11 protein-coding genes and 1 pseudogene are annotated in these 12741 nt (G+C 62.4%); 6 read left to right on the top strand and 6 right to left on the bottom strand.

The features are described from left to right. Positions 1–62 precede the first annotated feature (62 nt). Complete coding sequence (locus ACTJKT_RS27615; protein ID WP_440789404.1) at positions 63–992, top strand: DMT family transporter; 930 nt, start codon at positions 63–65, stop codon at positions 990–992. Positions 993–1075: 83 nt separating this feature from the next. On the opposite strand, the gene ACTJKT_RS27610 is transcribed toward ACTJKT_RS27615, so the two are convergent. Both ACTJKT_RS27610 and ACTJKT_RS27605 read right to left on the bottom strand, forming a co-directional pair. Further along, positions 1076–2287: an MFS transporter gene (locus ACTJKT_RS27610; protein ID WP_440789402.1), complete on the bottom strand. Its 1212-nt coding sequence runs from the start codon at positions 2285–2287 to the stop codon at positions 1076–1078. Between the two features lie 260 nt (positions 2288–2547). Further along, the gene (locus ACTJKT_RS27605; RefSeq protein ID WP_440789400.1) at positions 2548–3597 is read right to left on the bottom strand and encodes an NAD(P)-dependent alcohol dehydrogenase; all 1050 of its coding nucleotides are present in this window, start codon (positions 3595–3597) and stop codon (positions 2548–2550) included. A 167-nt stretch (positions 3598–3764) separates the two neighbouring features. Between ACTJKT_RS27605 and ACTJKT_RS27600 the strand changes: the two genes are divergently transcribed. After that, a complete protein-coding gene (locus ACTJKT_RS27600) occupies positions 3765–4688 on the top strand; it encodes an AraC family transcriptional regulator N-terminal domain-containing protein (protein ID WP_440789398.1) in 924 nt (307 codons plus the stop codon). Between the two features lie 305 nt (positions 4689–4993). Here ACTJKT_RS27600 and ACTJKT_RS27595 read toward each other — a convergent pair whose 3' ends face one another. Both ACTJKT_RS27595 and ACTJKT_RS27590 read right to left on the bottom strand, forming a co-directional pair. Then, complete coding sequence (locus ACTJKT_RS27595) at positions 4994–5398, bottom strand: DUF6896 domain-containing protein (protein WP_440789396.1); 405 nt, start codon at positions 5396–5398, stop codon at positions 4994–4996. Positions 5399–5602: 204 nt separating this feature from the next. Then, positions 5603–6316 carry a tetratricopeptide repeat protein gene (locus tag ACTJKT_RS27590; protein ID WP_440789395.1) on the bottom strand — a complete coding sequence of 238 codons (714 nt, stop codon included), beginning with the start codon at positions 6314–6316 and terminating at the stop codon, positions 5603–5605. A gap of 362 nt (positions 6317–6678) precedes the next feature. Between ACTJKT_RS27590 and ACTJKT_RS27585 the strand changes: the two genes are divergently transcribed. Beyond that, on the top strand, positions 6679–7179 hold the full coding sequence (locus ACTJKT_RS27585; RefSeq protein ID WP_440789393.1) for a GNAT family N-acetyltransferase: 501 nt from the start codon (positions 6679–6681) through the stop codon (positions 7177–7179). A 77-nt stretch (positions 7180–7256) separates the two neighbouring features. On the opposite strand, the gene ACTJKT_RS27580 is transcribed toward ACTJKT_RS27585, so the two are convergent. After that, the gene (locus ACTJKT_RS27580) at positions 7257–7928 is read right to left on the bottom strand and encodes a class I SAM-dependent methyltransferase (protein ID WP_440789391.1); all 672 of its coding nucleotides are present in this window, start codon (positions 7926–7928) and stop codon (positions 7257–7259) included. A 64-nt stretch (positions 7929–7992) separates the two neighbouring features. On the opposite strand from ACTJKT_RS27580, the pseudogene ACTJKT_RS27575 reads away from it, so the two are divergent. From ACTJKT_RS27575 to ACTJKT_RS27565, 3 genes and pseudogenes are all read left to right on the top strand, one after another. After that, a pseudogene (locus ACTJKT_RS27575) lies at positions 7993–8172 on the top strand (purine-cytosine permease family protein); the annotation flags it as partial. Between the two features lie 172 nt (positions 8173–8344). Further along, a complete protein-coding gene (locus ACTJKT_RS27570; RefSeq protein WP_440789389.1) occupies positions 8345–10651 on the top strand; it encodes an AAA family ATPase in 2307 nt (768 codons plus the stop codon). A gap of 3 nt (positions 10652–10654) precedes the next feature. Beyond that, complete coding sequence (locus ACTJKT_RS27565; protein WP_440789387.1) at positions 10655–11689, top strand: endonuclease; 1035 nt, start codon at positions 10655–10657, stop codon at positions 11687–11689. Positions 11690–11714: 25 nt separating this feature from the next. Here ACTJKT_RS27565 and ACTJKT_RS27560 read toward each other — a convergent pair whose 3' ends face one another. Continuing rightward, positions 11715–12698, bottom strand: a complete 984-nt coding sequence (locus ACTJKT_RS27560) for a TerC family protein (protein WP_440789385.1) — start codon at positions 12696–12698, stop codon at positions 11715–11717. Between the last annotated feature and the right edge of the window lie 43 nt (positions 12699–12741).

Raw genomic sequence — 12741 nt, 5'->3', positions numbered from 1 at the left:
TTGTGCCCGAAGAGCGCATATGAAATCCCCTAGGCCAGTGCTGGCACGTCCAGGAGGCGGGCATGACCGAGATGCAATCGAAGACTGATCAGGCAAAGACCGCCGCGCAGTTGACCAAGGCCAGCGAGACGCCTTACCCCGAGGTCGCGCGGCCGAAACTGGGGATTGTGCTGTGCCTGCTGTCCATGCTGATTTTTGCCAGCCAGGACGGCATCACCAAGGTGCTGGTCAAGGACCTGCCGGTGGCCCAGCTGGTGATGGTGCGTTACTGGCTGTTCCTGGTGTTCGCCTTGGCTTATGCGGCTTGCCAGGGCAGCGTCAGGGCGTCGTTTCGCAGCCGCCACCCCTGGCTGCAAATCACTCGGGCACTGATCGGCGTCGGTGAAATAGCCCTGTTCGCGATTGGCCTGCGTTTTCTCGGCCTGGCTGAAATGCACGCCCTGTATGCGGTGTTCCCGCTGATGACCCTGGCGCTGGCGGGGGCCTTGCTGGGCGAGTTCATCGGCCTGCGCCGCTGGATCGCCGCCGCCATAGGTTTCAGCGGCACCCTGATCATCCTCCGGCCCGGCGCCGGGGTGTTCGAGCTGGCGGCGCTGATTCCCCTGGCCTCCGCCTTGGGCTTCGCGATCTTCAACGTACTGACCCGGCGCATCAGCCAGGACGACGCCTTCGCCACCAACATGTTCTACATGGCGGGTTTTGGCGCCCTGGCGGTGACCTTTGTCGGGCTGCCCGGCTGGGTCACCCCGACGCCGATGCAAGGGCTGCTGATGGGTATCCTGGCCTCCACCGGGGTGATCGCCCAGTTATTGCTGATCCAGGCCCTGCGCTACGCCACCGCCGCCACCTTGCAACCCTTCAACTACACGCTACTGGTGTTCGCCAGCCTGATCGGCCTGATGGTGTTTGGCGAGCTACCGGACACCTGGACCCTGGTTGGCGCGGCGCTGGTGATCGTGGGTGGTTTGTATGCGATCAAGGCCAAGGGCTGAACCTGCCCTTGAGGCGAGGAGGCACTATTGCCAAAGGACGACACCGCGCCGCGCGGGCGGTGGCTCGCCGGTCTCATCCCGGTTCACGCCGCCACGTTGGATGCCCTGAAAGGCTGGCGCATGGCGGCGCGGGCCGCCAGCAGTGCCAGCCCGGCGGCCACCACCAGCAGCGCCGCGCTCAGTTCGAAGGTCGCCTGATAACCGCTCCGGTCGAAGGCCAGGCCGCCCACCGTGGCGCCCGCGGCGATCGCCAGCTGGATGATCGCCACCATCAAGCCGCCGCCGGCTTCCGCATCGTCCGGCAGCGTGCGGGTCAGCCAGGTCCACCAGGCGACTGGCGCCGCGGTTGCTACCAGGCCCCAGAGGCCCAGCAGGACGCTGGTAATCGATACCGAAGCGCCAAACGCCACCAGGGCCATGGCGATCGCCGCCATCATCAGCGGGATGATGATCAGCGTGCGATACAGGGCGTTTTTCAGGAAGGCTTCGATCAGGAAGGTGCCCGCCAGGCCGGCCAGGCCTATCACCAGCAGCATCAGCGACAGGGTGGAAACGCTGACCTGAGTGACTGTCTCCAGAAAGGGCCGCAGGTAGGTGAACAGCATGAACTGGCCCATGAAAAACAGACTGACCGCCAGCATGCCCAGGGCCACCGGCAGGCTTTTCATCAGGCTGAAGAGATTGCCGGTCCTGGCGGCAGGCTGCGCTTTCAGCGGTGGCAGGCTGACCAGCAGCCAGACGGCGGCGATGGCGGCCACCGGCACGACGCAGAAGAACGCCCCGCGCCAGCCGATGAGGGCGCCAAGGAAGCTGCCCAGGGGCGCAGCGATCACGGTCGCCAGGGCGTTGCCGCCGTTGACGATGGCCAGGGCGCGCGGTACCTGGTTCTCGGGCACCAGGCGCAGGGTGGTGGCCGCCGACAGCGACCAGAAGCCGCCGATCGCCACGCCGATCAGGGCGCGGCCGGCCATGAAGCTCAGGTAGTCCGGAGCGAATGCCACCAGGGTTCCGGATAGGATCATCAACAGAGTCAGGCACAACAGCAGCCGCTTGCGGTCGACCCGGGCCGCCACCGAGGCGATCAGCAGGCTGGTGAACAAGGCAAACAACCCGGAGACGGAAATGCCCTGGCCGGCTTGCCCTTCGCTGATCTGCAGATCGGCGGCGATAGGTGTCAGCAGGCTGACCGGCATGAACTCGGAGGCCACCAGGGCAAAGGCGGCGAGGGCCATGGCCAGCACGGCGCCCCAGGTGTGCCGGCCCTCGGGCGCTTCGGTATGGAAGGTAGCGGTCATGGAGACAGGTTTCCTGTATGGCTGGAAACGCCTGCGCAGACCGACGAGCTTTGCCGGCCGGGTCTTGCGGGCGCTTCGGTTGATAAGTGGGTGCACAGCAATGAGAGCCGCGCAGGCGCGGACAGCCTTGCCTGTCAGCCGCCCCGGCGCTGGAGAAGGTCCGGCGGAAAACGCGGCACCGGACTCGGTACCGCGAAGCAAGGGGGGCCCAATCTGGGCACCCACTGGACTACCTAAGGTTGCCCTGGAGGAGCGCGATCTCAGCCCGCCAGGGTGGCGTTGTCGATCACGAAACGGTACTTGACGTCACCCTTGAGCATGCGCTCGTAGGACTCGTTGATCTGGTCCGCGCGCACCAACTCGATGTCGGCGACGATGCCGTGCTCGGCGCAGAAGTCGAGCATCTCCTGGGTCTCGGCAATGCCGCCGATCATCGAGCCGGCGAGGGTCCGGCGCTTCATGATCAGGTTGAACACATTGGGCGAGGCATGCGGAGTCGCCGGGGCGCCCACCAGGGTCATGTTGCCGTCGCGCTTGAGCAGCACCAGGAAAGCATCGAGATCATGGGGCGCGGCCACGGTGTTGAGGATCAGGTCGAAGCTCTTGGCGTGGGCGGCCATTTCCTCGGCATTGCGCGACACCACCACTTCGTCGGCGCCCAGTTGCAGGGCGGCCTCGCGCTTGGAATCGGAAGTGGTGAAGGCCACTACATGCGCGCCCAGCGCGTGGGCCAGCTTGATGCCCATATGGCCCAGGCCACCGATGCCGACCACGCCGACCTTCTTGCCGGGGCCGACGTTCCAGTGGCGCAGCGGCGAATAGGTGGTGATGCCCGCGCACAGCAGCGGCGCGACGGCGGCCAGTTGCTCCTCGGGGTGGCGGATGCGCAGCACGTAGCGTTCGTGGACCACGATCTGTTGCGAGTAGCCGCCGAGGGTCCAGCCCGGGGCGTCCGGTGTCGGGAAGTTGTAGGTGCCGATCATGCCGTCGCAGTAGTTCTCCAGGCCGTCATCGCAGTCGGCGCAGTGCTTGCAGCTGTCGACGATGCAGCCGATGCCGACCAGGTCGCCCGGGCGGAAACCCTCCACATGGGCGCCGACCGCCGCGACACGGCCGACGATCTCGTGGCCGGGCACACAGGGAAACTGCGTGCCATGCCACTCGGCGCGCACCTGGTGCAGATCCGAGTGGCAGATGCCGCAGAAGGCGATGTCGATCTGCACGTCATGGGCGCCGGGGGCGCGGCGGGTGATCTGCAGGGGTTCGAGAGGTTGGTCGCCCGCATGGGCGCCATAGGCGTTGACTAACATTGCACACTCCATCCAGCGTTACGTTGGATGGCCATTTTCCCGGGCCGGTCCAAGCAGCCTGTAGTGCATTCCGCTGAAATTCTTGCCCGATTCTCTGGACTTTGCTTTTTACCGTAGGACGGCCGCAAGGGTCGGGTTAACGTTTGGCGAGGAGGGTACATACCGACATGACACACCCACACGACAGCCGCGCCCAGACACCCCAGGAAACCCTCGCGCGCATCATTGGCGCCTGGAGCAAACACTCGGGGGACTACTCGACACCTATCCCCGGTCTTGGCTTCTTTCGCCGCGAAATTCCTGCGCCGCCCAGCGTGTGCATGGTCGAGCCGAGCATCATCCTCGTCGCCCAAGGGGCAAAACAGCTGTGGGTCGGCGGCGAAGCCTACCCCTATGACACCTCGCGTTTCCTCGTCACCTCGCTGGACCTGCCGGCCAATTCCGAGGTGACGGCCGCCAGCCTGGAACAACCCTGCCTGGGGCTGGGCTTCAAGCTCGACCCGCGCATGCTGGCGGAACTGGCCGCCCAGGGCGGGCTGCTGCAACCTCGGGATCGAGGCACAGGCAAGGGCGTGGGAATCGGCACCGCGACACCAGCCATGCTCACCTCGTTCGTGCGCCTGCTGGAGTTGCTGGACGAACCCGAAGCCATCCCGGTGCTGGCCCCGCTGATCCAGCGCGAGATCCACTACCGCTTGCTGATGAGCGACCAGTCGGCGCGGCTGCGGCAAATCGCCTCCGTCGACGGCCAGGGCCATCGCATCGCCAGGGCCATCGACTGGCTGAAACTGAATTACACCGCGCAACTGCGCGTCGATGAACTCGCGTCCCGCGTGCAGATGAGCACACCCACCTTCCACCACCACTTCCGCCAACTCACCGCCATGAGCCCGCTGCAATATCAGAAGTGGCTACGGCTGACCGAAGCCAAACGCCTGATGATGAACGAACACCTGGACGTATCGAGTGCCGCCTTCAAGGTCGGCTATGAAAGCCCGTCGCAGTTCAGTCGTGAGTACAGCCGCCTGTTTGGCTTGGCGCCCAAGCGGGATATTGCGCAGTTGCGGGGTTGTGGGGGAGGGGGTGAGTAGGAGGTGCTGGGGTTTAGGGGCGCTTGATTTGGAAAAGATGCACGATTGCGGCTAGGGCTTTTTTGTTGTCGGCCTCATAGGGGTGAGATAAGGGGGATCGGTAAGGTGATGCGGGTGGAAATGGGGGGATCGTGCAAGGCACCCTCAATTGAGCGTCCGGAGAGAGTACTACCCCCGTCATTTGCGAAGGGTAACAATCGGCCAAAACTGGTCATTGGTAGGTGACCTAAATTGGAAGATCCAGGCAAGCGCTCTGTACTGATTACTTAATGCACGGATAGAACGGACTATTTCGACAGGAATTGTCAGATGTCATCCGCTACGTAGTAGAGAATGTACCCGGAATACACTAGAGAACCGGCCGCCACTTCTGCTTTGAAGCACTCTGTGATTGCATCCTCATCAGCAAAACCGTAATCCGACAACTTGTCGCCGGCAAAACTAGCAAGTCGCCATGCGTCGAAGCCACCGATCTCACCATGGGCACCAAAGTCAAAGTCTACTGTACCTGTGGGGAGGCTAACCGCGCAGCCATAGCCGTGCTTGAAGTAACGAACTCCACCGTCCAGCTCTCCACGCTGAGGAATGTCGGTTACCACCCAATCCGTATTGGTCGGGGGCCGCGGGATACCAGACCGCTGCATCATGTCCACAGCGGCAGCAACGCTTGCTTGGTAGTCGCTGATCAAAATGGCGAGTTGGTTATTCATACAATCTCACGTGATAAATAAGCAGCACTGAGGCCAGAGACTGCAGAGGGTAGCATTCGAAGCAACTGATAGGCTGCTTCTGGCCGATTCCAGTCTGTCGCAAGGCCGCTATCGACCGCTTGCATACTGAGCCAAAAGCGGACACCCAGAAACTCAACCCTGCACCAGGTAGGCTCCAAACGGAACCCGATCGCGCAGCTTCTTTCAGCTGCCGGGTTTGGGCTGATGGCCTGGCGGGCGGTCGGGAAACCAGATTCGACATTTACCCGGCGGCGGCCGATGGCCACGGGGAATTTCAATCTCGTCGTATGTGGAGGCTGGCTCGGCGGACGTCATTCGCAATTGCCCTTCGGGGCTTGGCCTGTCACCCGTCGGCCAGTTTGCTGCGTTTTCCGCTGTTTCGCGGGTGAAGGTCTCAGGGCGGCGTTCAGTGTCCGGAGTGGATTGCTCGGTGGCGACAGTTTCTGCTTCACGGCGCCTTTTAACCTCTTCTTCCAGGCCCTCCCGTACGGCAACCAGAGGCTTGTCGGCGTTGGGCGGGTTATTCGATGCCAGGGCCTTCTGCGCCGCCTGGATCAATTGGAGGTTGCGATTGCGTAACGCGCCGTTGCGACCCACCCGCATGTTGGAGCGTGTCGCCAGCGCTTCAGCCTGCTGATACTGCCCCTGCTGAAGACGCAACACACCGAGGTAGTGCAGCGTCGCAGGATTGTTCGGCTGGATATGCAGGGCACGCTCCAGCGTGGCGGCGGCTTGGTCCAACTGGCCATCCGCATACTGCTGCGAGGCGGATTCAATCAGGGTTGTTGATGCGTTGTTGCTTTGCTGAGAGGCTTTGCGCTCGGCGGCAACCGAACAATGCGACGCGGCTGCGCAGAGCGCCAGGATCAGACCCGGCAGAAAACTCTTGGTTGGCATCAGGGGGCAGACTCGGTTGATCGTCGACGGCACCGGGGTAAAACAGGCCTTCAGCGCTGCTCGGCTGGGGTTTGTTCACTGTCCCGTCATGACCGATGAAGGGGCTCCTATCGACCTGGTCAGTGACCCGAAGTTCCTGCAGGAACGGCCACAGCGACGATAGCCGACGAGTAGCCAAATCAGTGCCTTCGATGATGCTTGTTGCTGACTGGAAGCTACAGATGACGCGGCCTGGAGCAGGGCAGGAGTCCTGCGTGGCAACGCAGGGAGTGGCTCAAGTAGGATGCAAATGGCGGGTCAGGCCGAATGCGAACAGGTGGGCAAGTCCGTGCAGTTACCCATGAGAAAAAGGAGAGGTGTGCATGCAGTCGTTCAAAGTGCGCGAGCTACGCAGTACGGATACGCAAGCGCTGCTGGCCTTCGAAACCCGGAACCGTGAGTGGTTCGAATCTCATATCGAGGCGCGCGACTCTGCTTTTTATTCGCTGCAGGGCGTCGCCGAGCATATCGAGAGCTACCTGGCTGATTTCGCGGCTGGCACCTGGCACCCCTTTGTGATCGAGGATTCCAGTGGAGAAATCATCGGCCGCGCCAACCTGAAAAACATCGATACCGTGCAGGGTTCTGCCGAAGTCGGCTATCGGATTGCCCAAAGCGCTTGCGGCCAGGGGCTCGCGACACAGGCGCTGCGGCATCTGATCCAGCAAGCGCGGACGCGCTGGCAACTGACGCAGCTGGTGGCTTATGTCTACAAGGAAAATCTCGGCTCGACCAAGGTGGTGGAGCGGTGTGGGTTCTTGCGGGAGCAACCCGCAGAAGACGGCAAGGTGGGAGCTGAGTGCCGATTCGTTCTCCCGATCTAGATAAGAGCCGTTTACTGCACTCGCGACTCTGACTGCTGGCCTGCAACCACTACGTCGCGCCAGCCAGTTGCAGGCCCTTACCCGCGCCGCTCGGCCACCAGTAGCAACGACTGCGGTACCGGGCTTTGCGGGTGTTGCGGTTCTTGCAGGCTGGCCAGTTGGAAGCCGGCCATGTCCAGGGCATTCAGCCAGCTGGACAGGGTGCGGAAGTACCAGGGCATGGGTTGCCACTGGCCCTTGAACCCAGCGAAGGTCTCTTCGCGCCAAGCGTCCTGATAGTCGCCGGCCGCTGCGCTCCAGGGATGCAGGGTCTGGATCGCCAGCGCGCCGCCGGGGGCGAGCAGGGCGTTCATCGCGGCCAGCAGCGGGATGATGTCCTGGTGCAGCAGGGCGAAGTTGGCGCAGACCAGGTCGTAGCCGCTGCCGATATCCACCTGAGCTTCCACCAGCGCTGCATAGCTGGCCACATGCACCCTTGCCGAGCCCGCGGCGCGCGCGGCCTCGACCAGGGTCGCGTCGCCATCCACACCGACTGCTTCGATGCCCCGTTGCGCCAGGGCGCGCAACAGCCAGCCTTCGCCGCAGCCGAGGTCGAGCACGCGCTCGGGCTGACGGCCCAGCACGGCCAGCAGGATGGCCTGGTCGGTGACCTCGACGCGGCTTTCGATGGCGCCGCCGCGGATGGCGTCGATCCAGGCCTGGGCATTGTGCTGCCAGCTGTGCAGCAGGGTGGATTCGGGAGTAGGCATGTGGGTGTGGTCCAGAGTAGGTGGTCGGGTCTGGAAGGTGGCTAGCGCTGACGTTAGCAGGCCGGGCGCCCGCGTCCAATACGCCTCATCAGGTACTTCGCTGTATGTCGGGCCCTACGCCAATCTGGTGGCAGGCGCGGACCTGTGCTGGCTGGTGGTGACCTGCCCACTGCATTACTGCCTGGCCACCCGTAGCCGGGAGGAGTGGCTGAAGGCGGCGCGCTGGGGATTTGTCGACGGATAGAGCGGTTGGGTAAAGCAGGGCGCCTGGGGTGAAGATCCAGGCATCTTGCTCATGGATACAACGTTTTGCGGGAGATGAAAAACGCCTCTACTTTTTGCCCCGTGCCGATTAGAGTTGCCGATTTTCGACAGATGGCGCGATAGCCCCCGCCCGTCTCTCAAGGAGGAGAGTCATGCAGTGCTTCGCTCGTAGTTCCGTACCACCGCCAAGTCTGTTGCAGAGCTGGGAGGCCAATGCTGACCGGCAGGTACTGGTCGATTATTTTCTGGCTGACAAGACCAAGAGGGCACAGAGCCGGGTGCCGGAATCGCTTGTCGATCTGAATGAAGACTCCGTCCGCCTGGGTCTGAGCCGGCTGTTTCACGGCAAATGTGCGTTCTGCGAGCGGGCGGCGGTGCCCACCGCCATTTATCGATTTCGTCCGAGGACGCAGGCAAGCCCATTGCAGCGAACGCCGGATGCCCACCTGTATTACGTCTGGCTGAGCAGCGCCTGGGAAAATCTCTACGCCATCTGCAAGGGCTGCGAGCCCGAGCGCGTGGACTACTTTCCTGTTCGGGGCAGCCGCTCGCCTTTGCCTTCGCACTTGCAGATTGAAGCCTATGCCCAGGAAAACATGGGGCTATGGCGCGACTACCCGCTCAAGGAGCGTCAGGTCCTGCTCGATCCCTGCGAGCAAGTCGACCTGGCCCGCCATCTATCGGTCGATCTCTCGGGCCAACTCTATGGGCTGAGCGAACGTGGGGCTAAAACTATCGAGCATTTCAAGCTCAATCGTCTCCAGGTACTCAAGCTGCGCAAGATCAAGCTGAAGGAATACTTTGACGAGCTGATCGACAACTGGTTTTTCCGGTCGGAGGGCGAAAGCCCGAAGTTCATGCTCTTCGACTTCGCCGCGCTGGATTTTGGCGGCTGCTGGTACCTGCTGTGCCGGCGTATCGTCCTGGCGCTTGCAAAGTCCAGGGTGTCGCCGGCGGTACTGGCTCCTGAGCGTATCGAGGAGACATTGCGCGCACTCGCCAATAGTGCTGATGTCTTCGACTGGTTTGGAGACCTTGAGTCCCAGTTGGCAGAGTCCGTGGTACGGCGATTCGCCCCGGCCTCGCAAAAAGTGCAATCCCTGCCCCGTGAATACCCGCCACTGGCATCGATTCGCTTCAACAATTTCAAGGGCATCGAGCAACTCGAACTGCAGATGCCCGCTGTACAGTCGACGCGGATTTCAGGTACGAAGCCAGCTCAACCGGCCCTGCTGATCCTTGGCGAAAATGCCGCCGGTAAAAGCTCCATCCTGGAAGCCACGGCCCTGGTGCTCAGCGGCGACAAGGCCTGCAGCAAACTGCCGATCGACATTTCCTCGTTACCCCTGGACCCCGAACTGCTGGGGGTAGAGCGCGCGCCGCGATGCCGCTCAGCGTCCGTGGTCGCGATGTTTCAGGATGGTAGTCAGCGCGATCTGACCATTGAGGAGGGGATGTTCTGGCACGACGGCACCCATGTTGTGCCTCCGGTTTTCGCTTACGGTGCGTTCCGGCAATACCAGAAACAGGTGCGGCGCTACAGCCCGAGCAAATCGATCATCAATCTTTTCGACTCGACAGCCTTGCTGTCCAACCCGGAAAAGTGGCTGCTGGGCCTCAAGCCGGACGAGTTCAACACTGTGGTGAAAGCCCTGCGGGGCATCCTGTCCATCGAAGGCGCGTTCGACGTCATGGAGCGCGACGAGCAGAACCAGCGATGCCTGATCGTCACTGCAGCAGGGGATGACCAGCTGTTGTGCCGGACACCGCTGAGCCTGGCTTCCTCCGGCTATCGTTCGGTACTGGCGATGGCCTGCGACATCATCCAGGGCTTGATGGATCGGCGTATCAACCCGTATTTCGAAAGCCTGGAAACGGCCCAGGCGGTAGTGCTGATCGACGAAGTGGAAGCGCATCTGCACCCGCGCTGGAAAATCCAGATCATGCGGGCGCTGCGCCAGGCACTGCCCCAGGTCACCTTTATCGCCACCACTCATGATCCGCTGTGCCTGCGCGGCATGCAGGACGGTGAGGTGATCGTCATGCAGCGGGTACCCAGCGAAAAACGCTCCGATATCAAGTGGCCGGTGATGGTCGAGCAACTGGTCCGCTTGCCGGAGGTCAGCCAACTGACGGTCGAGCAGTTGCTCACCTCGGACTTTTTCAGCCTGACCTCCACCGACCAGCCAGATACCGAGCGTGAATTGGCTCACCTGGCCGATCTGCTGAGTGCCCGGGGAAGAGGGGAATTGCTGGCGCCGCCACAGCAGGAAAGGCTGCGTAGCCTCGAGCGCAATATCAGCGCTGCCTTGCCGGTCGGTTCCACCGAGGTACAACGGCTGGTACAGGAGGCTGTTGTCGAGTACCTGGATAACCGGCGGCGGGTATCGACGCACAAGCTCGGGCAGCTGCGGGTCGAGGCCAAGCAGCGCATCCTCGGCATTCTGGAGGGGCTCTGAAGCATGCGCGCCGTCAGTCGTGAGAGCGTGGCCGTTCCCGACGCCATGTCGGGAGACGAGTCGCCGGCGAACAAGGAACTGCAGAAATTCCAGGACTACTTCGATGCGCCAACGGGGGCGTTGCCAGCCTTTGCCGTCTACAGGTCAGACAGCGTCAAGAAGCAGTTGCATGAGTTGTTCCATGGCAAATGTGCCTACTGCGAGAGCTTCTATTACGGCAGTGCGCCGGTGGATATCGAACACTACCGACCCAAGGGTCGGGTATACGAGGAGCCGGACCATCCCGGCTACTGGTGGATCGCCATGGACTGGGAAAACCTGCTGCCCAGCTGTATCCATTGCAACCGACGCAGCGGGCAGGTGACGCCCAGGCTTTCCGCCAGCCTGGTCAGCCTGGTCAATGAAGGCAAGGCGTTCAGTCGTTCCAGTGTGATGCAGACGGGCAAGCAGGACAGCTTTCCGATCCTCGGCCAGCGGGCGGCGGTGGGTGCCCGGGACTTTAGCGCTGAACAGGCGTTGCTGCTGGATCCGTGTCGGGATCAACCGCAGGAGCACCTGCGGTTTCATGTCGATAGCGGCAATCTGATCGGCCTGGTGCTACCCAGTTCCCATGACAGCGGTGGACTGGCCTTGGCGGGCGGTGTGGCGGGGATCAGGCCAGAACTGCAAGCGGTCATCGAACAGGCCCAGGCCGATGGGCTGAGCCTCAGGGGCGCGGTGTCGATCCATGTCTATGGCTTGAACCGGCTCGGGCTGGTGCAGGAGCGCACGCGGGTGCTGCGTCAGTTGGAGTTCCTGGAAATGCTGACGGTGGAAATGGGCCTGATGGCCCAGGAGCTGGACCCTGACCCGGATATCCCGATGGCCGACGGGCCTGATCAGGACAGCAGGTTGCGTGACAGGCGTATTGCCAAGCGCTTGCGCTTTCTTCAGGAGCAGATTCTGGGGCAGATGAAAGCAATGAGCAGCCCCGAAGCGCCGTATTCGGCCATGGTCCGCGAGTGGATCGAGGGCTTCAAGGCGCGTCTGTTGGCCTGATCAGGGGGGCGTCGCGCAGGCACGGCTACGGGATTCGCATCCGATCCTCATCAGGCGCTTTGTTGCGACTCATAAGCAGGCTCAACAGCACCGAAGCCAGAATGATCCCGCCGACCACGGCCAGCGACCATTCCACCGGCATGTGCAGCCAGGGCATCAGGGTCATCTTGGTGCCGATGAACACCAGCACGATCGCCAGGCCGTACTTGAGCAGGTGGAAGCGGTCGGCCATGTCGGCCAGCAGGAAGTACAGGGCGCGCAGGCCCATGATGGCGAAGATGTTCGAGGTGAACACAATGAAGGGGTCGGTGGTGATGGCGAAGATCGCCGGGATACTGTCGACCGCGAACATCAGGTCGCTGCCTTCGATCAGCACCAGCACCAGGAACATCGGGGTGGCCCAGCGCCGGCCGTCCTGCTTGACGAAAAAACGCTCGCCATGAAAGCCGCTGGTGATCCGCAGATGTCCCTGGATCCAGCGCAATATGGGGTTGTTGGCGAGGTCGGGCTGCTGGTGGGCGAACAGCAGCATCTTGATCCCGGTGATGATCAGGAACACACCGAACGCATACAGCAGCCACGCGAACTGCGACACCAGCCACACGCCGGCGAAAATCATCGCCCCGCGCATCACGATCGCCCCGAGCACCCCGTACAGCAACACCCGGCGCTGCAACTCCGGCGGCACGGCAAAGTAGCCGAAAATCATCACGAAGATGAACATGTTGTCGATCGACAGCGACTGCTCGATCAGATAGCCGGTGAGGAATTCCAGGGTCTTGTGTCGTGCGATCTCAGGCCCGAACTCGGCCTCCAGGTACCACCAGAGCAATCCCGCGAAGACCATCGCCAGTGTGGACCAGGCAATCACCCAGCACGACGCCTCGCGCACCGATACGCGGTGTGCCTTGCGCCCGCCGAGGACAAACAGGTCCACGGCCAGCATGGCAAGAACGAAGGCGATGAAGGCGAACCACATCCAGGGTTCGCCGATGTGCAGGGACTGCATGCCGTTCTCCCGGTCTGGGCTTTGTTCTGGAGCCAAGGCTTCA

The sequence above is a fragment of the Pseudomonas sp. 22526 genome, assembly GCF_052044735.1.
GTDB classification, from domain to species: domain Bacteria; phylum Pseudomonadota; class Gammaproteobacteria; order Pseudomonadales; family Pseudomonadaceae; genus Aquipseudomonas; species Aquipseudomonas piscium.
The sequence above is the reverse complement of the archived record's forward strand: the minus strand, read 5'-3'. Positions and strand labels throughout refer to the sequence as shown.